General features: G+C 34.6%; 20 protein-coding genes and 1 riboswitch. Of the genes, 7 read left to right on the forward strand and 13 right to left on the reverse strand.

Going from position 1 to position 23,329, the window contains the following annotated elements; genetic code table 11:
* Nucleotides 1-75 precede the first annotated feature (75 nt).
* From JFU20_RS13070 to JFU20_RS13080, 3 genes are all read right to left on the reverse strand, one after another.
* Nucleotides 76-867 (reverse strand): endonuclease/exonuclease/phosphatase family protein, encoded by a 792-nt coding sequence (locus JFU20_RS13070; protein WP_002016686.1) that lies wholly within the window; start codon nucleotides 865-867, stop codon nucleotides 76-78.
* 4 nt (nucleotides 868-871) lie between these two features.
* Nucleotides 872-2,509 carry a PTS transporter subunit IIBC gene (locus JFU20_RS13075; RefSeq protein ID WP_002016687.1) on the reverse strand — a complete coding sequence of 546 codons (1,638 nt, stop codon included), beginning with the start codon at nucleotides 2,507-2,509 and terminating at the stop codon, nucleotides 872-874.
* Nucleotides 2,510-2,710: 201 nt separating this feature from the next.
* On the reverse strand, nucleotides 2,711-4,375 hold the full coding sequence (locus JFU20_RS13080; protein ID WP_002167020.1) for a glycoside hydrolase family 13 protein: 1,665 nt from the start codon (nucleotides 4,373-4,375) through the stop codon (nucleotides 2,711-2,713).
* A gap of 375 nt (nucleotides 4,376-4,750) precedes the next feature.
* On the opposite strand from JFU20_RS13080, the gene JFU20_RS13085 reads away from it, so the two are divergent.
* The gene (locus tag JFU20_RS13085; protein WP_201038681.1) at nucleotides 4,751-6,085 is read left to right on the forward strand and encodes an FAD-binding oxidoreductase; all 1,335 of its coding nucleotides are present in this window, start codon (nucleotides 4,751-4,753) and stop codon (nucleotides 6,083-6,085) included.
* A gap of 30 nt (nucleotides 6,086-6,115) precedes the next feature.
* On the opposite strand, the gene JFU20_RS13090 is transcribed toward JFU20_RS13085, so the two are convergent.
* On the reverse strand, nucleotides 6,116-7,408 hold the full coding sequence (locus tag JFU20_RS13090; RefSeq protein WP_201038682.1) for a methyl-accepting chemotaxis protein: 1,293 nt from the start codon (nucleotides 7,406-7,408) through the stop codon (nucleotides 6,116-6,118).
* A gap of 211 nt (nucleotides 7,409-7,619) precedes the next feature.
* Between JFU20_RS13090 and JFU20_RS13095 the strand changes: the two genes are divergently transcribed.
* The 3 genes from JFU20_RS13095 to JFU20_RS13105 all read left to right on the forward strand — a co-directional run bounded on the left by JFU20_RS13095 (nucleotide 7,620) and on the right by JFU20_RS13105 (nucleotide 10,044).
* Nucleotides 7,620-8,342, forward strand: a complete 723-nt coding sequence (locus JFU20_RS13095) for an amino acid ABC transporter ATP-binding protein (RefSeq protein WP_201038683.1) — start codon at nucleotides 7,620-7,622, stop codon at nucleotides 8,340-8,342.
* Between the two features lie 121 nt (nucleotides 8,343-8,463).
* Nucleotides 8,464-9,258, forward strand: a complete 795-nt coding sequence (locus tag JFU20_RS13100) for an ABC transporter substrate-binding protein (RefSeq protein ID WP_002016697.1) — start codon at nucleotides 8,464-8,466, stop codon at nucleotides 9,256-9,258.
* A gap of 93 nt (nucleotides 9,259-9,351) precedes the next feature.
* Complete coding sequence (locus tag JFU20_RS13105; RefSeq protein ID WP_002016698.1) at nucleotides 9,352-10,044, forward strand: amino acid ABC transporter permease; 693 nt, start codon at nucleotides 9,352-9,354, stop codon at nucleotides 10,042-10,044.
* A 50-nt stretch (nucleotides 10,045-10,094) separates the two neighbouring features.
* Here the strand turns inward: JFU20_RS13105 and desB are convergent, their stop codons facing one another.
* Nucleotides 10,095-11,180, reverse strand: a complete 1,086-nt coding sequence (desB, locus tag JFU20_RS13110) for a Delta(10) desaturase DesB (protein WP_002091268.1) — start codon at nucleotides 11,178-11,180, stop codon at nucleotides 10,095-10,097.
* Between the two features lie 578 nt (nucleotides 11,181-11,758).
* Between desB and JFU20_RS13115 the strand changes: the two genes are divergently transcribed.
* Together JFU20_RS13115 and JFU20_RS13120 are read left to right on the forward strand one after the other, a co-directional pair.
* Nucleotides 11,759-13,285 (forward strand): FAD-dependent oxidoreductase, encoded by a 1,527-nt coding sequence (locus JFU20_RS13115; protein WP_002016701.1) that lies wholly within the window; start codon nucleotides 11,759-11,761, stop codon nucleotides 13,283-13,285.
* A gap of 142 nt (nucleotides 13,286-13,427) precedes the next feature.
* The gene (locus JFU20_RS13120) at nucleotides 13,428-14,729 is read left to right on the forward strand and encodes an MFS transporter (protein WP_002016702.1); all 1,302 of its coding nucleotides are present in this window, start codon (nucleotides 13,428-13,430) and stop codon (nucleotides 14,727-14,729) included.
* 134 nt (nucleotides 14,730-14,863) lie between these two features.
* Here JFU20_RS13120 and JFU20_RS13125 read toward each other — a convergent pair whose 3' ends face one another.
* Nucleotides 14,864-15,646 (reverse strand): nucleotidyltransferase domain-containing protein, encoded by a 783-nt coding sequence (locus tag JFU20_RS13125; protein WP_002016703.1) that lies wholly within the window; start codon nucleotides 15,644-15,646, stop codon nucleotides 14,864-14,866.
* Between the two features lie 113 nt (nucleotides 15,647-15,759).
* On the reverse strand, nucleotides 15,760-16,869 hold the full coding sequence (locus JFU20_RS13130; RefSeq protein WP_002167024.1) for a PRK06851 family protein: 1,110 nt from the start codon (nucleotides 16,867-16,869) through the stop codon (nucleotides 15,760-15,762).
* Between the two features lie 149 nt (nucleotides 16,870-17,018).
* Nucleotides 17,019-17,131: riboswitch (SAM riboswitch) on the forward strand.
* An 85-nt stretch (nucleotides 17,132-17,216) separates the two neighbouring features.
* Between JFU20_RS13130 and JFU20_RS13135 the strand changes: the two genes are divergently transcribed.
* Complete coding sequence (locus JFU20_RS13135) at nucleotides 17,217-17,849, forward strand: cyclase family protein (RefSeq protein ID WP_002167025.1); 633 nt, start codon at nucleotides 17,217-17,219, stop codon at nucleotides 17,847-17,849.
* A 25-nt stretch (nucleotides 17,850-17,874) separates the two neighbouring features.
* On the opposite strand, the gene JFU20_RS13140 is transcribed toward JFU20_RS13135, so the two are convergent.
* The 6 genes from JFU20_RS13140 to JFU20_RS13165 all read right to left on the reverse strand — a co-directional run bounded on the left by JFU20_RS13140 (nucleotide 17,875) and on the right by JFU20_RS13165 (nucleotide 23,189).
* Nucleotides 17,875-18,258 (reverse strand): hypothetical protein, encoded by a 384-nt coding sequence (locus JFU20_RS13140; RefSeq protein WP_033708170.1) that lies wholly within the window; start codon nucleotides 18,256-18,258, stop codon nucleotides 17,875-17,877.
* A gap of 234 nt (nucleotides 18,259-18,492) precedes the next feature.
* A complete protein-coding gene (locus JFU20_RS13145; protein WP_002016708.1) occupies nucleotides 18,493-19,719 on the reverse strand; it encodes an ATP-binding protein in 1,227 nt (408 codons plus the stop codon).
* A gap of 143 nt (nucleotides 19,720-19,862) precedes the next feature.
* Complete coding sequence (locus tag JFU20_RS13150) at nucleotides 19,863-21,128, reverse strand: hypothetical protein (RefSeq protein WP_002016709.1); 1,266 nt, start codon at nucleotides 21,126-21,128, stop codon at nucleotides 19,863-19,865.
* Between the two features lie 231 nt (nucleotides 21,129-21,359).
* Nucleotides 21,360-22,028, reverse strand: a complete 669-nt coding sequence (locus tag JFU20_RS13155) for an LSm family protein (protein ID WP_002016710.1) — start codon at nucleotides 22,026-22,028, stop codon at nucleotides 21,360-21,362.
* A 178-nt stretch (nucleotides 22,029-22,206) separates the two neighbouring features.
* Entirely contained in the window at nucleotides 22,207-22,656 is a 450-nt protein-coding gene (locus tag JFU20_RS13160) for a hypothetical protein (protein WP_002016711.1), read from the reverse strand.
* A gap of 20 nt (nucleotides 22,657-22,676) precedes the next feature.
* Nucleotides 22,677-23,189 (reverse strand): hypothetical protein, encoded by a 513-nt coding sequence (locus JFU20_RS13165; protein ID WP_033716066.1) that lies wholly within the window; start codon nucleotides 23,187-23,189, stop codon nucleotides 22,677-22,679.
* Nucleotides 23,190-23,329: the final 140 nt, after the last annotated feature.

The raw sequence follows: 23,329 nt of genomic DNA on the forward strand, positions 1-23,329 counted from the left end.
TATTTTCTCTTGGAAATACTTGTATTTATCAAAAAAACCCTCCCAGCTTTTCATTATCTGTGAGGATTTCTTCTATTATATATCTAATTGTACTTCTACACCGAAATGGTCAGAAATTACATTTCGATTTGTTCCATTAAAAATGACTTTTGAAGAATTAACTGTTTTACTTTGATTGCTTAATATTAGGTCGATTCGTAAGTTTTGTTTATTTTCATCCCAACCAGCAATTTCCCCTTGGACAGTTGTTCCTTCATCCTTCTCTATCGCTAGTTCATATGTGTCATATAAACCTTTTTGCATCATATACTCATAGCCCTCTCCTTCTAAACGAGCATTGTTATTAAAATCACCCATTAAGAAGGAAAGTTCATTGCTATTTACACGCTCCATTAAACGATCAACTTGGTCTTTGAATGATTCTTCTTCATCATTCCACCAACCGAGATGGCAAGAATAAAACGTTATATTCTTATCATTATAAGCAATTGTTGCACTTACAATTTTGCGTGTTTTCCAATACGTTGTATCCTTATTTTCTGAGACAAAGAGCGTATCTTCCTTTACAATGTTGTGCTTTGTTATAATTGCTAATCCTTCTTCGTACACATCATATCCAATATGAGAGAAATCCCAAATAATATTGTATTCTTTTACATTTAATGCTCTTAACTCTTCTAGCAGTAAAAGTCCAAAATTATCTTTTTTCTTGTTACCGCATACATTTTCAGCTTGTATAGACTGACTTACTTCTTGCAATGCGATCACATCATAATCTTCTTCTTGAATTGCTTTAGCAAGATACTTTATTTTTTCAATTTGATTCTCTTCTTGCCAAGAGTGACAATTTAAAGTTAGCAATTTCATATTATTACGCACCTAACATATCTTGAATATCTGACTTTAATACGTCAGCTTTCGGGCCATATACTGCTTGTACACCTTTATCTTTTACAATAAGTCCTAAAGCACCATTTTGTTTCCATTTTGCTTCTGGTGCAACAGCATCTAAATCTTTTACTGTTACACGTAAACGTGTCATACAAGCATCTACGTCAGCAATATTATCTTTTCCGCCCAATAAATCAATAACTTTTGTTGCTAATGAACCATCTTGTACATTTCCTGTTCCTTCTGTTGACTCATCTTCATTATCAATATAGTTTCCTGCACGCCCTGGCGTTGGTAAATTGAATTTTTTAATTAAGAAGTTGAATAACGTAAAGTTAAGGCCGAAGAACACTAATGAAACAATGACAAAGTTGATTAAATCTCTCGTTAAACCTGCATTGATCATCATTGGTGTACGTGTAATTAACTCAATAAATCCAAATGCATGAACACGTAAATTAATTAAATCCGCTAATGCGAATGCAAGTCCTGTTGTAATTGCATACACAACATATAATACTGGTGCAATAAACATGAACATGAATTCAATTGGTTCTGTTACACCTGTTAAGAATACTGCTAATGCAGCTGATAAGAACATTGGTTTATATTTTGCACGTTTTTCTTTATCAACATTACGGAACATCGCAAACGCAATCCCCATTAACGCTGCCGTTGAGCCGATAACTTGTCCAGCTTTGAAACGAGCTGGTACAACGTTATTTAATAAATCGTTATATGCTTTCGTATCTCCATTTGCTAATAAGTTATTTAAATCTGTAATCCATGCAAGCCATAACGGATCTTGTCCCGCTACAATTTGTCCAACCTTTGAGCCAGTTAACATCGTATATGTTCCGCCTAGCTCTGTGTAGTTCATCGGAATTGTTAACATATGATGTAACCCAAATGGTAATAATAAACGTTCTAACGTTCCATATACAAACGGTGCAATAACTGGTGCACTATCTTTAGATGCTGCAATCCAGCGACCAAATTCATTTAATCCACTTTGGATAAATGGCCATACAAGTGATAATACAATCGCAGTGACTGTAGACCAAACAATTACAACGAATGGTACGAATCGTTTTCCATTAAAGAATGCTAATGCCTGTGGCAGTTTATTATAATTGTAGTATTTGTTATATAAAGTAGCTCCTAAGAAACCTGTGATAATCCCTACGAAAACTCCCATGTTTAATGCTGGTGCACCAAGTACAGAAGTAAAGTAATCTTTTACAAGTAAATCTCCTGCTAAAAATGAAGAAACCGTCGCTTTTGAATCCGTTAACATTTGAGCGTTTACGCCAAATATAGCTCCTGTAATTCTGTTTGTTAAAACGAATGCTAATAGTGCTGCAAATGCACCACCTGCTCGATCCTTCGCCCAAGATCCCCCAATTGCTACTGCGAATAAGATGTGTAGATTTGTAATAATTGCCCAACCGATGTCTTCCATTACTCGAGCAATGGTATGAACTGCGTTAACATCCCCAGCAGACATCCCAATTAACTTACCGATGGAAATCATTAAACCAGCCGCTGGCATTACAGCTACAACAACTAGTAACGCTTTCCCGAACTTTTGCCAAAAATCAAAAGACGTAATTTTCATCTGTTTTTCCTCCCCTTTATTTATAACAACATAATGATTTAAATTATAATTTCTGTTTCTCTTATGAAAACGATTCCTTATGTTTCTTTTTCTCTTTACGCAACCGTTTTCATAAATCTATTTTAATAAAAGCGTTTTCACATTGCAATAGAAATTTATTTTTTTTCATAAAAAAAGATGCTCAAGGAGCATCCTTTTTCATTATAAAATGCGATAAACCCTTGTTTCATAAGGTTTCAACGTGATTGTAGTTATTTGTTCATGTTCCGCAACTTCATAGTTATTTAAAAGCAAACGTTTGCGTTCTAATGCGAATAAACTCTCATTATACACAGATTCCTCTTTTGAGATATTACTAATTACAATGACTTTTTCATCCTGTAGCGTACGTGTATATGCATAAATTTGTGGATCGTCTTCTAATAGTAAATCGTACGTACCGTAGTTCAGTACATCGTGCTCTTTTTTCAAGGCAATCATTTTCTTATAGAAATTGAAAATAGACTTTTCTTCATTTTTTTGCTTTTCAACATTAATTTCTTTGTAATTTGGATTCATGCTAAACCAAGGTGTACTTGTTGTGAAGCCAGCATTCATTTCATCGTTCCACTGCATAGGTGTACGTGAATTATCGCGGCAAGAAGCCCATATAATTTCCATCATATCTTGATGTGATACGCCCTCTGCAATTTTCTCACGATATAAATTTTTAATTGCTACATCATCGTAATCTTCAATATTTGGGAACTGAACATTTGTCATACCAATTTCTTGTCCTTGATAAATAAACGGTGTGCCGTGCATAAAGAAATACATCGCTCCTAAAGCCGTTGCACTTTCACGCCAATATTCTTTATCATTTCCCCAAGTAGACACAATACGTGGCTTATCATGATTTTCAATATATAAAGCATTCCATCCCTTATTTTCTAAACCTTTTTGCCACTTTGTTAATACTTTTTTCAACTCAACAACATCAAGATCTTTCTTCTTTTCTGCATCCCATAAGCTTAAATGCTCAAATTGGAATACCATATTGAATTTACCATTCTCTTCTCCAACCCAAAGATCAGCATCTTCAACTTTCACACCATTTGCTTCTCCAACAGTCATAATATCGTATTTAGCAAATGTGTTTTCTTTTAATTCTTCTAGTAATGGCTGAATACCATTTACATTCATATGTTTGTCAAAAGAAGGCACATACTTTAACCCTTTTGGGTTTGGCATATCCTTGAGGCCATCTTCTTTTTTTATATGACTAATCGCATCGACGCGGAAACCATCAATACCTTTATCAAGCCACCAATTAACAGTATCATATAAAACTTCACGAACTTCTTTATTCTCCCAGTTCAAATCTGGTTGTTTACGCGAGAATAAATGTAAATAATATTGCTCTGTCACTTCATCATATTCCCATGCAGAACCATTAAAGATACTTTCCCAATTGTTTGGTTCCGCGCCGTCTTTACCATCCTGCCAAATATACCAATCACGCTTCGGATTGTCTTTAGAAGAGCTTGATTCAATAAACCATGGATGTTCATCACTTGTATGATTAATAACTAAATCAATAATAAGCTTCATGTCACGCTTATGAACTTCATCTAGTAGCATATCAAAATCTTCCATCGTACCAAATTCATCCATAATATCTTGATAGTCACTAATATCATAACCATTATCGTCATTAGGTGATTTATACATTGGACAAATCCAAATTACATCTATACCTAAATCTTTTAAATAATCCAGCTTTGCAATAATCCCCTGTAAATCTCCAATACCATCACCATTTGAATCCATAAAGCTACGTGGATAAATTTGATAAGCGACAGCTTCTTTCCACCATGTCTTATTCATACTAATTCTCTCCTTTTGCATCCCATCGGATTTTTTATGCAAACGTTTTCGTAACACTATCATAACAAAATATGAATAGTTTGCAACTGTTTTCATTGAACTCTATGTAGTTTCCTTATTCTTATGCCTTATTTATTTCTCACAAAGATAAAGTGAAACTTTAATCGTTAAGGAGATGTCCATTCCCCGCTGATTATTAGCCCTTACCAATCGAGCTTTTACGAGCAGCCCTATCTTCTTTGTTTCAGCCGGATTGTCTTACTGCTCGCAAATAACGGGATAAATCTAACCCTTCTCTTCTTCTCGTCCATGCGTGTTAAATACACTCTTCATATACTAATACAAGCTCATATTATTTCAGAAAGGAGATATAAATTGAAACAAACAAAATTAACTGGTCGTATCGTCGTTCCCTCGGATCCTAGGTATAACATAGCCCGAATAAATTTAAATTTAAGCATTCCAAAATTTCCTTGTATTATTGTTTTTTGTCAAAATAAAAATGATGTGTGTAACGCCTTAAAATGGGCACGTGAGCGTCATATACCATTTCGCTTAAGAAGTGGACGACATAGCTACGAAAATTTCTCTCTTTTAAATGGCGGGCTTATTATTGATGTGAGTGAAATGAAGCAAATTACGGTTAGTACAGGAAAATTAACAGCAACAATTGAAGCGGGTGCAAATCTTGGCACTGTGTATAAAGAACTTTGGAAATATGGTGTTACAATACCAGCTGGCACAAGTGCAAGTGTCGGAATTGTGGGGTTAACACTCGGCGGTGGCATTGGCATGCTTTCACGCTTATTTGGACTAACATGTGATCAATTAGTAGAAGTCGAAATGGTACAAGCGTGCGGGAAATTTGGTGCAAAAATCATTCGTGCAAATGAACAAGAAAACCCTAACCTATTTTGGGCATGCCGTGGCGGTGGCGGTGGAAATTTCGGGATTATTACTTCCTTAACCTTTCGAGTCCACCCTATTAAAAACGTATCAATTTTCTCACTTACATGGGAATGGAAAGACTTTATTGCTGCATTTCAAGCTTGGCAAAACTGGGCACCTTATATAGATGAACGTCTCACTTCATCAATTGAATTATTCTCTAAACAACGAAATAAAATCGAGGTGAAAGGTGAATTTGTCGGTTCTCCTTCTGAACTCTATCATCTATTATCTCCTCTTCTTGAAACTGGTAATCCTTCTCTCTTTATAGATGAAGTCCCGTATATAAAGGCTGTTCAATTCTTTAATAGCGGCAATATTCCTGAAAAATTCAAACGCTCTGGTTCCTACGTATATAAACCTATCCCTCTTAAAGGTATTCAAATCTTACAATATTTTCTTTCTCATGCACCAAATAAAGATGCGAGTATTTGGCACCAATCACTCGTAGGTGCTGTAGAAAACATTTCGCCTAATGAAACAGCTTATTTCCACCGCAAGGCAATTATTGCTCAAGAATATATTACTTCTTGGAAATGCAACGATGAAGAAAATCGAAATATACGCTGGGTTAAAGATTTACGGGAAAGCTTAGATCCTTACACACTAGGAGACTATGTCAATTGGCCCGATATCGACATAAAAAATTGGCAAACTAGTTATTATGGCTCTAATTTTCAAAGGTTGCGTAAAGTGAAGACAGCATATGACCCTTGTAATGTTTTTCGTTTTCAACAAAGCATTCCTCCTTTCCATACGTAAAAAGGAAGAACAGAATTCTGTTCTTCCTTTTTACATTGAAAATCGTTCAATGGTTTGTTTCAAGTCCGCTGCTTGCTTCTCTAAATCCTTTAATAATTGATCGATTACTACCATATTTTTAGATTGTTGCAACGTCACACGTGCCACTTCTTGTGAACCAGCTGACGTTTCTTCCGCAATTGCTGCTACAGCCTTTGTTTGTGCTCCTGTTTGATGAATGTGACTCACTTGTTCATTCATATAACTACTAATTTGCTTAGTTGCATCGGCTACTTCCATAACACTTGATGACATTTCTTTTAAAATTAATTCTGTAGCTTCTCCGCGTTTCGCCTCTTCTTTAGCTGTCTTCACCTGCTCTGTCATTTTCAATGCGACTTGCTGTACTTCATCTTGCATATTCCGTAGTAACTGCGATATGTTTCTTGCGGAATGATCACTTTCATCAGCAAGTTTACGTACTTCTTCTGCTACAACCGCAAAGCCCCTTCCATGCTCTCCTGCACGAGCTGCCTCAATAGAAGCGTTGAGTGCTAATAAATTCGTTTGGCTAGCAATCTCACTCACAACAGAAACAATGTGTTCAACTTGTTTCATTCTCTCTTCTAATTTCTGTACATTTTCCATCGAATCTTCATTTTCTCTCGCCAATGTTTGAATACCTTGAATTAAAGACGTAAAGACACGTGTACTTTGTCCTAAAGCTTGAACCATTTCTGAAGACAACTCGTCAGACTGTTTTGCTTTTCCTTCTACTTCATTTGCAATAGAAGTCGTTGTATCAACAGTAGAAACGATCGCTTGAATCGATGCTGCTGATTGCTCGGCACCGTAAGAAATCTCCGCAAGAGTTTCAGACACACCTTGTGCTTGCTTTGTCGCTTCACCTGTTTGTTTTCTAATTTGCTGAATTTGATTATTTGTATACGAAAATGTAGTATCGATATTTTTTACCATGTCCCTTAAGTTCCCTAGCATCATATTAAATGCAACACTTAAAGATTTAATCTCATCATCGGTCTTTGGCAATGGGACATCTTCACGAATATCACCTTCAGCCGCTTTCCTTGCCGCTTCTTCCAACTTTCGAAGTGGTTTAATTAAAAATATTGCTGCCCCATACGCTAAAATTCCAGACCATACTACACCTAATAACATAACGATAATATTATAAACAGTTTGACTTACATAACTTTGAAAGTAATCATATATAACGTAAATGAAAATTAAACTTGTTGAATATGTAATGAAAGCTAAAACTGTAGTAAATAACATAAGCTGTATACGCAAGCCAAAGGAAAATGTTTTTCTTTCTTTTCCCATCTCTTCTTTCCCCCTTCTTATAAGCAATATAAGTACTACCTATATATTATTATCCATAATTTCGTTATAGAAAGATATAGGGATTTTAAAAATCATTATTTCTTTGAATATTAAATCCCTCTGAAAAAAATAAAGGATTCTGACAATTTATGACTAATAACAGAAATAAGGGGCAACATTTGTAAAATATATTTTTGACTGGGGGTTTTGTATGATTCAAGTTCGAAATCTAGTAAAATCATTTGGCTCACTTGATGTTTTAAAAGGAATTGATTTAGACGTAAAAGAAAAAGAAGTTGTTGTTTTAATCGGTGCCAGTGGTTCCGGCAAAAGTACATTACTTCGCTGTCTTAACTTTTTAGAAATGTACGATGAAGGTGAAATTCACTTACAAGGTGGACGAATTGATCCGAAGCATTCAAATTTAAACAAGGTCCGTGAAAATGTCGGTATGGTTTTTCAACACTTTAACCTCTTTCCTCATATGACCTCACTAGAAAACATCATAGAAGCACCTATTCACGTAAAAAAATTGGAGACAGCAGACGCGAAGGATGTTGGGAATCAACTCCTACAAAAAGTCGGCCTACAAGATAAGGCGGATGTAACTCCTCACCTACTTTCAGGTGGTCAAAAACAACGCGTTGCGATTGCACGAGCTCTTGCTATGAACCCTAAAATTATGCTATTTGATGAACCTACCTCAGCCTTAGACCCTGAACTTGTTGGAGAAGTATTGCAAGTTATGAAAGAACTTGCTGAAGAAGGAATGACCATGATTATTGTTACTCATGAAATGAATTTCGCAAGAGATGTAGCTGATCGCGTCATATTTATGGATGACGGAAAGATTGTAGAGGACGCTCCGCCAGCACAATTCTTTTCAGCTCCATCACATGAACGAGCAAAACAATTTTTACGCAACGTTTTATAATGTAACTTCTGTTTCAAATGAAAAGAAATACATCCATACGGTGCACAACTAATTGTCCAAATAAAATATCTCAGTAACATACTTAAAACCATCCGTATGATCAATATATAGGAGGGGTTTTATGAAAAGAAAACTATTAACCATTGTTGCGAGTATTACATTATGTACATCCTTCATACTAGGAGCCTGTAGTAAGGAAAGTGCTACTACTTCTTCAAATGGTGAAAAAGAATTTCGTTATGCGATGAGTGGATTATATAAACCTTTTAACTATAAAGAAAATGACGGAAAGCTTGCCGGTTTTGATGTGGAAATTGGTGAGGCACTTGCGAAAAAAATGAATATGAAACCCACTCCTATTACAAATCCATGGGAAACGCTAATTCAAGGTCTACAATCGAAAAAATATGATGCTATATTGGGCAGTATGGCAATTACAGAAGAACGCTTAAAAGCTGTTAGTTTCTCCAATCCTTATTATCGCTCTGGTGCCCAAATTTTTGTGGCTAAAAAGAATACATCTATCTCTTCTCCAGAAGATTTGAAAGGTAAGAAAATTGGGGTTGTAAAAGCTAGTACCTTTAAAGACCTTGTTGCAAAACATACAGATCAAATCACAGAATATGATAGCGATATTACTGCACTTATGGACTTAGAGCCTGGACGTATTGATGCAGTAATCACTGATCAAATGGTCGGTTTACGTATGATCAAAGAAGGTAAATCAAATATAAAAGAAGCTGGAAAACCATTAAATCTTGATGAAATGGGAATTGCTATTCGTAAAGATGATAAAGAAATGGTTGAGAAAGTAAATAAAGCTTTAGATGAAATCATTAAAGATGGTACGTATGAAAAGATCAGTAAAAAATGGTTTGGGCGTAATATTCTCGGTGAAGAGGAAAAAACGAAGTAAATTAGCTAGTCAAATGTTTCATATATTATGCCCCACTTTTTATGTGGGGTATTTCATTCCCTACTAAAATCCATACAATATGAGGTGACACATATGTTTGAAATTTTTATGTCTACTTATCCCACACTCTTAAAGGCTACTATTGTCACATTACAATTAACATTAACATCCCTATTACTCGGTTCATTAATTGGATTACTAGTCGCTTTCTTTCGAATCTCTAACAATAAGATTTTAAATAGTATTGCTCATGTATATATCGCCATTATTCGTGGTACACCTTTAATTGTTCAAATTGCCATTCTCTATTTCGGTATTACATCGATTATTGTCTTCACTCCTTTTTGGGCAGGAGCAATTGCTTTAGCAATTCATAACGGTGCATATATTACTGAAATTTTCCGCGGATCCATTCAGTCCGTTGACCGTGGACAATTGGAAGCTGCTCGCTCTTTAGGTATGCCTTACCCTTTAGCTATGCGCCGAATTATATTACCACAAGCATTTCGTCTGTCTCTTCCCCCTCTAGGGAACCAATTTATTATTGGATTAAAAGATTCTTCACTTGTCGCTTATGTAGGAATGTCCGAATTATGGGGATCCGGTTTATCAATTGCCGCAGGTAACTTCCAGCAATTAGATACATATATCATTGTTGGTGTATACTATCTCGCACTAGTTCTTCTATTTACTTATCTTGTTAGTCTTCTAGAAAAACGACTACAACGAAAAGAAAATAACTCTGTCCAGGTCAAGACGAAGAACAAGAAAGAAGTCTCTTTATAACAAAAAGCAAGCTCTAAGAGAGCTTGCTTTTTCATCGTAAGATATGTCTATTATTGATTTACTTTTTTTATAGTCTCTTTTTCCTCTATATGTTCCTCACGATATGAAATATTATGAGGATCCAATCCATTTCCTAAAGAACCATAGAAATGCTCCCTATGCGGATCAACTAATTCACTTCCGTGATAATACACACGTGGTGTATTCCAAAGTGCTGCCAAAGCTTTTGTCATCGGCATTTCGTGATAGCGTTCCGGCCACATTTCTTTAATTTTATCTTTTACTAATGGATAGTATTTAGAACTCATAGCAGGAAACAGATGATGTTCTGTATGGTATGAGAAATTGAAATGTAAAACGTCTACCCAGCGCGGTACTGTTACTGATAAACAGTTTGCTAAAGGATCATTTACTGGAACAATAGGATTTAAGCGGTGATTTGTTGCGATATACGCCATTACAATAAAGTTAGCAATTAACAACGGAATCACGTATGCAAAGAACCACTTTGTAGGTCCCATAATAAACAATAAACTAATCCAAACTGTCCAGGGCAAAAGAAGTTGAAGCCATACAGATTTTTGATTGGATGACTTAAATTCTTTTATAAAATGAAAGAACATTCGAGTCGAATGTAACGTAAATTGAATTGTTAGTGACAGGAAACTAAAGAATGAACGTACATGAAGAGGCATGCGATATACCCAACTCAAAAACTTACTCTTTTTCAGTTTCTCAAATGTCGGCCATGCATCTGGATCATTCTCTTCATGCTGTGTGTGAACATGATGCGTTGCATTATGCCACTTTCTCCAAAGTTTTGGGCCAGTTGATAATGGCATAAATGCTATCGCACCTAAAAAATCACGAAGCCATGCCTTTCTTACAACTGTTCCATGTAAAATTTCATGTCCTAAAAATCCAAGTGAAGCAAAACATAATCCAAGAACAATTGCAATTCCTAGATTTGCCCACACATTCAATTCAAATACACCGATCGTTATTAAACCAGCCAATGCCACAAGTAAATAAGCCAGTCCACCAAATAATCGATTAGGAACTGGTTTAAATGCTTTTTTCGGCAAATGTGGTGCTACACGTGCTGCATACCACCCAAACGTATGAAGCTCCTTCATCCTTTTGCCCCTTTCTTATGCCGCGCCCCGCGCAACTTGCATATATCAATTCTTGCTTCCAGATTGATTTTACTACGTGATCCAAAAAGCATTTATCATAAGGAAAATATACTCACTCTATCGTCACTTAATTTTCGCTTTTATTATCAATGAAAAACATTTCTCTTTTTACTCTCTATCAACCTTTCCACATGATGAATCATAACAATAGAATTTCTATATTGTCAACAACTTTTATGACCTAGTAATAAAAGTTGGTTATATTTTTATAATTATACTTTATTTCACTAAAGAAAAAGCATAGATTTCATAAGGCTTTATCAGGTATATATACATATCCACTTAAACAACATAGACTCTATCTTATTCAAGAACTCTCTATGTAATCAACAAATGGAATCACTTGAATTTAGCTTTATATAAATCCTACTTCTTCATACTGCCCCAATAAAATAATTATATTAAAATATTTTTTCTTTCGTTTAGTAAGAATAGAACGCTACGAAAACAACATACATGAATTCCATATAATATGGAAATATTAAAAGGAAAATTGTTCTAATTTGGAGGTTTTCAAAATGACAGATGACACATTTCCGCAGTTACCATCATCCTATTGGATTGAATCTACTCAATTTCCTACTTTTCCTCATTTATCCGAAAATATAAAGACAGAAGTTGCTGTTATCGGAGCTGGTATTACAGGCATTACCACCGCCTATTTACTCGCTAAAGAAGGAATGAAAGTCGTTTTAATTGATTCTGGTTCTGTTTTAAATGGAACAACTGGGCATACAACCGCAAAAGTAACAGCTCAACATGATCTTATTTATGATGAATTAATAAACAATTTTGGTGTTGAAAAAGCCAGGCTTTACTACGAATCAAATAGTAAAGCTCTACAATTCATAAACGAGACTGTACAAACATATAAAATCGACTGTAATTTCACAAATGAAGATTCGTATTTATATACAACTACCAATAATGGCCTGCGAAATTTAACGAAAGAATATGAAGCCTATCAAAAATTAAATATTCCTTGTGACTATGTTCAATCCCTGTCGATTCCTATTCCCGTACAATCTGCACTTGTGATGAAAAATCAAGCGCAATTCCATCCCCTCCTTTATTTAAAAACACTTTTAGAAAAGTTTGTGGAAATGGGTGGAAAAGTTTATGAGCAAACAACAGCTATTGATGTGGAAAAAGGAGATTATCCACAAGTTATTACAAAGGGTGACCATCGCATCACTTGTAAATATATTGTCTCTTGTTCACATTTTCCTTTTTATGATGCTAATAGCTTTTTCTTTACGCGAATGTACGCAGAACGCTCCTATGCCCTCGCAATAAAAGCAAAAACGGATTATCCAGGGGGCATGTATTTAAGTATCGATGATCCAAAACGCTCCATACGTTATACGACAAGCAATGGAGAAAAGTTGATATTGATTGGCGGAGAGAGCCATAAAACAGGCCAAGGAATTAATACGATGCTTCATTATGATGCACTATATTCCTTTGCTGAATCTACTTTTGGAGTAGATGAAATTCCTTATAGATGGTCAGCGCAAGATTTAATCACGCTAGATAAACTCCCTTATATCGGACATATTAACGAAAGGAATCCAAATATATTTGTGGCAACTGGATATCGTAAATGGGGAATGACGACTGGAACTGCAGCAGCTCATTTACTGAAGGACTCCATTCTAAAAGTCCACAGCCCATATAAAGAACTGTTTGCACCATCACGCTTTCATGCAAATCCGGATATAAAAACTTTCCTCTCTCAGAACATTGATGTTGCTAAACACTTAATTGAAGGAAAAATTGAAACCGCATTACGTAAGCCAGAAAATCTTGAAGTTGGCGAAGGTTCTGTTGTACATGTCAACGGTAAACGAGCAGGTGCTTATAAAGATAAAGAAGGAAAATTACATATCGTCGATACAACTTGCACACACCTCGGCTGTGAAGTTGAATGGAATAGCGGTGATTGTACTTGGGATTGCCCTTGTCACGGTTCCCGTTTTTCAATTGATGGGGATGTTATGGAAGGTCCAGCAGATCAACCATTAAAGCGAGTTGATAACGAATAAAAAAACAAAGAAGTTCAACGGGAATCCTGTTGAACTTTTTTATTTTTCATGACACCTTTTCATATAAATTTCGACATGCGCAGGAAAATATTAACATTAAATAAAATAATATATTCATCTACAAATAAAAGGAGTGAATACTATGCAACCTTCTGCTCCACCTCATCTAGAATCTACAGAAACTATCTTTTCAAGTTCTATTACAAAACTTGTTGTTTTTATTTGTTGGCTAGCCATTCTAGCTGACGGATATGATTTAGGTATTTACGGCGCCGTTCTGCCAAAGCTCCTAGAAGACAAAAGCTGGGCACTATCACCAGCCCACGCTGGAACAATTGCCAGCTATGCTTTATTTGGGATGTTTATTGGTGCTATTCTAGTTGGAACCATTACAGATCTAATTGGACGAAAATGGACACTTATATGCTGTTTAGCCCTTTTTTCTATCACAATGGGCTTAGCTGCAATTGCTCCTTCTCCTGAATTATTTGGGTTATCTCGATTTATCGGAGGAATCGGATTAGGCGGTGTTATCCCAACGGCCTCAGCACTTACTGTTGAATATTCACCAAAAAAACGGCAATCTTTTATTTATGCTCTTATGTTTACCGGCTATCCTTTAGGTATCGTGTTAGGCGCTATTTTATCCATGTTTATGCTAGAAGATTTCGGATGGAGAATTATGTTTGGCATCGGAATGATTCCGCTACTCCTCATTCCTTTCATTATTCGTTATTTACCTGAGTCCATTCAATTTTTATTATCGCGAAATCGACAAGAAGAAGTGAATAAAATTCTTAATCGCTTTCAAATTGAATTCCATGTAAAAGATGAAATTCCTGAAACACCATCTAATATACAAAAGAAAAATGGATTTCTTACGTTATTCTCAAAAGATTACATAAAAGCAACACTACTTTTTTGGCTCACTTATATAATGGGAATGTTTTTAATATACGGTTTAAATACTTGGCTACCACAGATGATGCGCCAGGCAGGATACCCTCTTGGATCTAGTTTATCATTTCTACTTATACTAAATATTACTGCAGCTATCGGTGCATTATTTGCTGGGGCGATTGCCGATCGTATAGGAGCAAAAATTGTTATTAGTATCTCCTATCTTATGGCAGCCATATGTATTGGACTATTAACAATTAAACCATCTGTTACAATCATTTATCTTTTAATTGGTCTTGCTGGAATTGGATCAGTCGGTATTACTCAAATATTAAATGCTTATGTAACACAATACTTCCCATCACATATACGAGCTACCTCCTTAGGCTGGGGACTTGGACTTGGCCGAGTTGGTGCGATTGCTGGCCCTATTCTTGTCGGTATTATTATGACAATGCAATATGACTTGGCGTGGAATTTTTACTTATTCTCCTTTGCAGGTCTTATCGCAGCTATATCTGTTTTCTTTATTCCTACAAAATAAAGTGAAACTTTAATCAGCCCTCACCAATCGGGCGTTTACGGGCAGTTGACCTCCCACCTAACTTCTTCGCTCCAGCCGAATCTTGAGGTGGGAGTCTTACTGCCCGTTAATGCGGGATAAAAAAGAGCACAAACTCACTTGTGCTCTTTTTCATATACTTCAAACAACATATCTCGAAATAATGTATTCAAACTCTCAATATCAATCCCTAATCCCTTTTCAATCCCTTTCACGTATTGCTGATAATAATCAATTTGTTCTTCTAAAAATTGATTTAACGCCTGAACTTTCAATCCAACATCTAATTCCGTACCCGCTTTTTTCTTTACTAACAACTTCTCAATCTCATTCAATACACTACGTTCTATAGATAGTTCTATAAGTAATCGGTCAAATTCTACTGGAGGTAATGTCCCTTTCTCTTCTAGCCACTGACAAGCTAAAATAGGACGTAATACATAAAAGTACTTTTTCAACTTTACATTTTCACCTTGCAAAAATTCACGATAATTTTTTGAAGCCATATGTAAGTAATGATATATCGTTGCTTTTGGATCAAAATTCTTTTCACTCTTTTGCTGAAGCTGCTCTGGAAAGTTAGAGTTTTTCGAATAAAAAATTGGTGATCGAATCCACTCAAGTAAAGCTGGATTTGACTTCGCGAATAGTTGCAATGCCTTTTTAATATCCCAACCACTTATGTCTAAATCATCACTAATTGGATATTCGATTACATCACGCTTATCATGGATTGATAAATACCATTCTACAGGGTGTATATAAACAAACCTAACATCATAATCACTATCTTTCGATGGAAACCCCCACGCCCGACTCCCTGATTCCACAGCGAATAAAATTTTCACACCATTCTCTTTTTCAATTCGCTCTAGTTCTAATTCAATTTTCTCTCTCATTTCATACCATCTCCATTTTTTGATTATTTCCCTGGGAATTCGACAAATATACGACTAATTTTACTATATACCAAAACAGCTGTCAGACAATTTCTGACAGCTCAATAAAGCACTTATTTTTTCTTTTCAATTACAGTAGCAGTAATTCGTTCAAACTCTTTTTGAATTTCCTCTTTATATGCATCCACTTTTGAAAAATCCATAGCAGCAATATAAATTCGTTCTAATTTATCACGAACTGATTTTGCTTTTGCTAAGAAAGACATTGCCTCATTCATTTTTGCTTTATATTGAATGGAAACATCACGAATTTCTGTAGCATACTTCTCATCCGTCCCTGGTTTAACAATAAGAGTATACATATCTATAATCTCATCACCTTCGCGACTTGGAAAATATTCATGTGGTGCGGTACTATCAAAAATTGCAAATCCTAATTCTCTTACGATAACCATATCAAGACTATTCGGGTCAAATCCGCAATGATATACTTCAACGTCAAAACCTTTTTCTTCTGCTGCCTTCGATAACTTTTTAAGCATTGTTGATTTTCCAGAACCCGGGCGTCCTTTTATAAAATAACGATGTGGTAATCCTTCTGTTAAATTAGGAACAAAATCAACTGCTCCTTTCGGTGTAGCAGCTCCTAAAAAACGATGTTTCACAATCGATTGTTTTCCCTTTTTATCTGCAAATAATTTCTGAATTAGCTGTTCTGTTAGTTCATTTGCTTTATTAAAATCAATGTTATTAATATATATTTTCTCCCACTCATCATGTATAACTAATGCCTCTTTAAAACATCCGTAAGCAGATTTGAAAGCCTTTCCCGCTTCTGATACAAACCGTTCAATTTCTAACTTCTGCTTTCTTAATTTATCTGAGTCCCAAGCAACTCCTAAATTTATATACTCTTCAATAACTCCTGGCATTTTCGGCTCAATAACATGCGGTGATGTTCCATCAACAATTCCTACTTTTAATTTCGGAATAATCACCCCATCAACTGACTTATTATCAGAAGAACAATGCAAAAGTTCAATATCATATCCTTTTTCAACCCATTCACGCCCTATTGCCTTTATTAAAGAAGATTTTCCTGTTCCTGGGCCTCCCTTTAAAATAAACAACCTGTCTAGCCCCTTCAAATTCTCTTCGTATAAATTATGAAATCCTCTAGCTGTATTTCCACCGGCATAATAATTTAATACATTCCCTGTCACTGCACTCACTCCTTCGCAACAGTCTACTTACATAAGCTACAATATGCGAGCAACTTTATTTGGGTGAACACCTAATTTGTATTGCACGAAAAAAGGAAATGAATTACAATTTAAATATCACGAATATTCCGAATTTAAAACCAAATAAACCTTTATCAAGAGAGGCAGAGGGACCGGTCCTTTGAAGCCCAGCAACCTCAGTTTATGCAAACTGAATAGGTGCTAATTCCTGCAAAATGCATTGCATTTTGGAAGATAAAACTCAACTAGTATGTAAAGCTCATCTTTCTTGATTATGAAGGATGGGCTTTTTATTATTTGAAAAAAATATATTGGAGGTATGTAAAATGAAAGTAATTGATCTATCACAAACGTTTGAAAATAATATGTCTCAATTTCCTGGAACACCAAAAATCCAACTAGAAGCCATTACAAGCGTTGAAGAAACAGGTTATCAAGTTACGGATTTTCATTCTGTCGTTCATGTTGGTACGCATTGTGATGCGCCTGCTCATTTCATTTCAGGCGCAACCACTATTGATCAATTACCCCTAAATCAATTTGTAGGCGAAGCTGTTCTTATCGATGTGACTCATGTTCAAGAGCGAAAATTACCTAAGGAAGTATTACATACTGTCGACATAAAAGAAGGCGATATTGTCATTTTCCATTCCAATCTATCTAATAAATGGAATACCGAAGCTTATGAGAAAGAAGCGTTTTATCTTTCCGAAGAATTAGCTGAAGAACTAGTTCAATTAAAAGTAAAATCTGTCGGTTTAGATTTTATTTCTCCTGATGAGGTAACGACAGAAACATCACCGATTCATCACATACTGTTAGGAAATAATATTTACTTAATTGAAAACTTAACAAACTTAGATGCCATTAAAGCGAAACGATTCTTTTTCTCAGCAGCACCTTTAAAAATTAAAAATAGTGACGGTGCTTTCGCAAGGGCATTCGCTGTTATTTTTTAAACATGGTCTACAAAAAAAGCAAAGATCACTTTTGACCTTTGCTTTTATATTTTTTATTTAAGTTAAAAAAGAATTGCTCCACCCTTGGTCGTATCCAAGCTAAATAATCTTTATCTTTCTTCTTTGTACAAGCTATCTCTTCTCCATCTACCATTTCGACAAGTTCTAGCTCTAACAGTTGCCTCGTAAATGCTACCATATTTACTTCTTCTGCTGGATATTCTTCTTTTAATTTCTCCTCAATTTCTCCCAATAAAAAACCGTCACGCATCATTGCTAGTGCATCAATCCAAAGTGGCGGCATTTCATATGTCTCTCCTGTAATCGTATCTTTTACAATATAGTTCTTTTGCTCTTTTCGAAATTGAATCGTGTGTAAACATACAGTCGAATTTAATGTTAATTCCATCATACCACCCCTTTCATCATATCCGCATAGAAAAAAGGATGCGCGTGCACCCCTTCTTTTCTTTTCTTTTCATAACACTACTGAACCGTTACATGAGCTAAAAGCTCTATGTCGATATTTTCCTCCATTATAAACGAAGTTTTTTATAAAAAAAACCCTTCTTGAAACATTTTATAAAATGTTTATATTTACACAACAAGAACACTTTTCTGAAAAGTAATTTCGTCTAATGCACTACACTGTTGGTAAATAAATTTCCACTTTCGTTCCTATCCCCATACTACTTTCAATCGCGATACTCCCTTGATGTTCTTCAATAATTTTATATGTAATCATTAATCCAAGACCTGTACCATTCTCTTTTGTTGTATAAAAAGCTTTTCCGATCTTTTCTATTTTCTCATTTTCTATCCCAAGACCTTGATCTTCAACAGAAATACACAAGTTCTCTCCAGCTTTTTCATATGCCAGAATCTGAATATTCCCGCCTCCTGGCATCGATTCAATTCCATTTTTGATGATGTTTAACAACACTTGTTTTAATTGCTTATCATCACCATTTATAACGGGTAAATTTCCATCTACTTGCAAATTAAATTTCACTTTATATTGAGTCGCATAGCTTTCCATTAACTGTACAACATATAAAAGGATTTCCCCTATATTACACCATTCATAATTTGTTGGTTTCGGTTTTCCTAATAACATCAATTCACTAACAAACCCATTAATTCTCTCAATTTCTTGCAGCATAATCTCATAGCTCATCGTATCTTCAGGATTTCTTTCTTTTTGAATTTGTGTAAATCCTTTTAAAGCTGTTAATGGATTTCGAATTTCATGAGCGATTGTCGTAGACATAGTCCCAATAACCGCTAAATTTTCTGTCTCTTTCATACTGTTCATCATCTCAACAACTGTCCTTACATAAGATTGAAATCTCTTTAATAAAGAATGCGAAATGATGAAAAAGAATATACATAATACAAGCGGAATCACAACTTTTACATCTTGTAATATCAAAGTAAAAAATACATATTTTCCAATTACACTACAGGAAACGAAATAAAAATATTTTCTGTTCACGAAAATCGGTGCAAATAAAATTAAAAATATTTCAACCATATTTCCATTTTCAAAAACACGATCACTGTGTAAATAAATCATTAAGTTATTAATAAGATCAATAAGCATATACCCAATTAAAAATAAGTATTTCACAAAATATTCATAACCTTGTTTTTGAAGATATATTGAAATAGGAAATAAAGATATTACTAATATATATACACCTATTCCCATACCACCTTCTGGCCACCCTACCCTTGCTTCATTAATATTCATAGCGGGATAAATAAAATAATAGATAACGTCATATAAAAAGAATATAATATAGAATAATAATATAAATACTTTTAAAGCTTCTCTTTCTTCATAAATCAAGCTCTTGTATTTGTTCATATAAAAACTCCTCTTGATCAATACAAAAAAACATTTCAAGTGTTATCTCTTTAAATTATAATTATGAAATTGCTTTCAGGGCAACATGTAACCTTCTAATACTAAAAGGAAGGAGATACATCTCCTTCCTTTTCAGTTACAATTTATATCCATCTTACCCTATCATTTAGCAATCCATCTGTGAAATTATTATGTCCTACTACAAAATCCTTCATATATAAATTTAAATATTCCCCATACTTACTTTCAGTATTTAATAATAATTCTTCTACATAATAAGCGCCTTGTCCAAAAGTATCTAACAGTAAACTACATAAGCCAGCATAAATTCCACACCCTACTTGGAAGTACGTCGCATTTGTTTTATATTTTTGAAAAACTTGGCTACTATTCATTACATTATACATGTATGTCTCATTATGTTCATAAACGAGTAACACACCGACTAAATCTTCTCCTATAATATCATCTTCTGCTGGATTAAATACTTTACGATTCCAATTCCATAAATCTTCCACTTTGTCTAAGTTCTGTCTAATTAAGTTTGTTGTATACTCATTGATCCGATAAAGAAAACCCACTTCCATATTAAAAGATTTCCCTAAAATTAAAACTTCTTCATGTGGCATTAAGCAACCATAAAATTCTTTTTCACCTAACTTTACTTTATACTCTGAAGCATATACATCCTCATAAAAGTAAAGTGGACGATGATGACTCATATACATAGGATAACTCCATATCGCTTCATCAAGAAAACGCTCAACTGCCCATGATGCATAAAGTGTATGAGGTTTTATAAGCTCTTTATCATTCAAAAATGAATTATCATGTTCTACAATATAGCATGCTCGCGGCTTTTCATTTGGACGTTCTTTCATAAGCTCAACAACCATCCATTGAACAACACCAGGATTCATACCTGAGCCTATAATCGCTCTTGTATTTGTAAATGTTTCTTTCTCCTTCTCAAACCTCGTATACCTTTCCGTAAGCTGAAAACCAAGTAAACTATCGTCTTGATCTACTGCCTCATTTTCCAAAGCCGAATTAATATAACAAATGCCAAGGTCATTACAACAACTCAGTACCCTAATTGTATCTGCACCTGAAACATCAATAACAACCTTCGTTCTTTTTTCCTTTAAATGATGTTTAAATTTGACTACATCTTGAAGGTTTATTTCATATAAAAAAAATTGCTCTTTCAAATTTGGAAACAACTCATCATAATAACTTTTATCTTTTTGCTTTATATCCACCAAATGGAAGTTCACATTCTTTATCACTTCATAAATTGGATCTTTTTCATTTACTACCGCTTGATTCAAAATTGCTAACACTGCTTTTGCTGCTCCACCAGCACTGCCAAGTAATGTAATCGAAAACGAATCTGGAAACTGCTCCACAAACAAAACCCCTTTAATAAAGTAGTTGAGCAGCACTTCCTCAAAAGTAAGTTGAATACACAAAAAGGTAGCTCGTACACCTTTAGTACAAGATTGCCCCTTCAAAGATCACACTAACATACCTATATGATATTCAATTCATTTCCCCCTCATATCCAAATCGAATTAAACAAATAGGCTCGACCTTTTCTTCCCTATATATAAAAGAAAAAGCCAGCCCTTTCAACTAGCCTACGGACAATGGACAGATTTCACATGTTGAATATTCACGTACATTTTTGCGTCACGTGCTTTTAATATTTCAATATGCCCTTCATCAATTTTCGTCATCTTTCCGATTTTATTAGATTCCTCGCCTAAATCAAACACCATAATTTTCCCTGACATTTTAATAAGCTGTTCTTCAAAAGTTCTAGCTAGAGTAATATTTAATGGATTTACGGGGAGTTCATTTTTATTGAGGGAATAAGGCACTTGGTTCTCTTTATAAGGAATTAACCACTTCAAATGCTTTAAAGATATATATACAGTTTTGTAAACAGGGCTATAAAAAACAATATAATCGTTCATCACACTTGTAACATAACCGTGTATCGGAACATTTCCTGCCACATAAATTTCTGTAAAAATCCCTTTAGATGTGATTAATACTTTTCTCAAAGAAATTGAAGGTGATTCCCTCTTAATTACAGAGTCCACACCAGGCTTTAATATTTCTTCATCATGCTCTCTTAAAAATTTATAATACTGGATATGGTATAAAGATATATATACATAGTCTTGTCCATTGTAAAGAACTACAATATCATTTCCTACATCAATTAATACACCTTTAAATCTTTTTTCACCGATTAATTTAACGTATATATTTTCTCCAATATTTTTGTTTAACTCATTCATCTATATCCTCCTTTCTATAAAATACTACTTTTCCTGCCTTCCATTTCTAAAAAAATAATCAGGGCAATGTTCTGTCTTTTAATAGTAAGAGATCCTTTTCATATATCGTTCATAATTGTAGCGAACTATGAAATCGTTCTTTACTTCCAATCATAATGCCCCTCTTATTTATTAAACATTATTCATCTTCATTCTTTTTACATTTCACTACTTGACTCACACTCTTAATATGATAATTAATTATATAAATAACTTCATCACAGTTTACTAGTATAATACATTCTTCATGCACTTCACTTAATAAACCTTCTACACACTCTGGTCCACCGCGATTAATCTTTATCCACTTATACTTCAGGTCTTTTAATACATCAAAAAAAGTATCTTCATCAGAATAGAAACATGAACCATAGTAATCGTCACATTTTGTTTCTTTCACTTTCTTGACTAGACTCTTCACATGTTTCAGCTGATAATACACTACTTCTCCATGAGGTAATTGTAGTGTAAGGTAATCTTTTCCTAACGATAACAGTACACCTACTCGACTTTCTGGTCCGCGCAGATTTACTTTTACATTCTCACCGACTAAACCTTTAATTTGATCACAGCATAATACGCTCTCCAAGTTCGTATCCTCCTTCCTTATTATCTTCCTCTACTTGATTGTCTTTGTGCACGAATTCGACCTGAATTATTGCTTTCACTGTTGCTTTCACTGTTACTTTCTTCGCTCTCTCCGCACACTACTGGGCTATAACTAACACTCTTAATATGAGCTATTGAGATTAATATAACTTCTTCTTTTACAATTAATGTCACATAATCACAAGAAACATCTTGTAAAATACCTTCAATTTTTTCTGGGCCACCCCGATTAATTTTCACCCAGCGATATTTGAAGCTTTGAAGTAGCTTTTCAAAGTCATCTTCATATTCCAACCATCCATAATCATCTGCTTCACAATCTTTCGTATTTTTTGTAACACTTTTTAGATGGCGAAGCTGATAGTAAGAAAGCTCTCCTTTTTCACTCTTTAATACAAAGTAATCCGAACATACTGCGACTATTATTCCTTTTTGAGATTCTGGACCACCTCTGTTTACTCTCACGTAAGATCCAATTAAGTCTTTCAAAAAATCACAATGAAATAAACTCACGAGAAAACCCCTTCCATTAATTTATAAGCTTTTGCACTGATAGTATATGTATCTGTACAGGTTATGTTCGCTATGTTTGTCCCCGCTATGAAAAAATATGCTTTTAACTAATAATACTAATCCCCATAAAATCTTCTTTC

Origin of the sequence: Bacillus sp. TH30 (assembly GCF_016650875.1) — a bacterium.
GTDB classification, from domain to species: domain Bacteria; phylum Bacillota; class Bacilli; order Bacillales; family Bacillaceae_G; genus Bacillus_A; species Bacillus_A mycoides.

Excerpts from the sequence above, each read along its gene's own strand:
- JFU20_RS13100 (WP_002016697.1), top strand. The coding sequence starts at position 8,464 with ATGAAAAGAAAACTATTAACCATTGTTGCGAGTATTACATTATGTACA.
- JFU20_RS13080 (WP_002167020.1), bottom strand. The coding sequence starts at position 4,375 with ATGAATAAGACATGGTGGAAAGAAGCTGTCGCTTATCAAATTTATCCA.
- JFU20_RS13125 (WP_002016703.1), bottom strand. The coding sequence starts at position 15,646 with ATGAGAGAGAAAATTGAATTAGAACTAGAGCGAATTGAAAAAGAGAAT.
- JFU20_RS13115 (WP_002016701.1), top strand. The coding sequence starts at position 11,759 with ATGACAGATGACACATTTCCGCAGTTACCATCATCCTATTGGATTGAA.
- JFU20_RS13090 (WP_201038682.1), bottom strand. The coding sequence starts at position 7,408 with ATGGGAAAAGAAAGAAAAACATTTTCCTTTGGCTTGCGTATACAGCTT.
- JFU20_RS13155 (WP_002016710.1), bottom strand. The coding sequence starts at position 22,028 with ATGAATGAGTTAAACAAAAATATTGGAGAAAATATATACGTTAAATTA.
- JFU20_RS13120 (WP_002016702.1), top strand. The coding sequence starts at position 13,428 with ATGCAACCTTCTGCTCCACCTCATCTAGAATCTACAGAAACTATCTTT.
- JFU20_RS13070 (WP_002016686.1), bottom strand. The coding sequence starts at position 867 with ATGAAATTGCTAACTTTAAATTGTCACTCTTGGCAAGAAGAGAATCAA.
- desB (WP_002091268.1), bottom strand. The coding sequence starts at position 11,180 with ATGAAGGAGCTTCATACGTTTGGGTGGTATGCAGCACGTGTAGCACCA.
- JFU20_RS13145 (WP_002016708.1), bottom strand. The coding sequence starts at position 19,719 with ATGAACAAATACAAGAGCTTGATTTATGAAGAAAGAGAAGCTTTAAAA.
- JFU20_RS13135 (WP_002167025.1), top strand. The coding sequence starts at position 17,217 with ATGAAAGTAATTGATCTATCACAAACGTTTGAAAATAATATGTCTCAA.
- JFU20_RS13095 (WP_201038683.1), top strand. The coding sequence starts at position 7,620 with ATGATTCAAGTTCGAAATCTAGTAAAATCATTTGGCTCACTTGATGTT.
- JFU20_RS13140 (WP_033708170.1), bottom strand. The coding sequence starts at position 18,258 with ATGGAATTAACATTAAATTCGACTGTATGTTTACACACGATTCAATTT.
- JFU20_RS13105 (WP_002016698.1), top strand. The coding sequence starts at position 9,352 with ATGTTTGAAATTTTTATGTCTACTTATCCCACACTCTTAAAGGCTACT.
- JFU20_RS13075 (WP_002016687.1), bottom strand. The coding sequence starts at position 2,509 with ATGAAAATTACGTCTTTTGATTTTTGGCAAAAGTTCGGGAAAGCGTTA.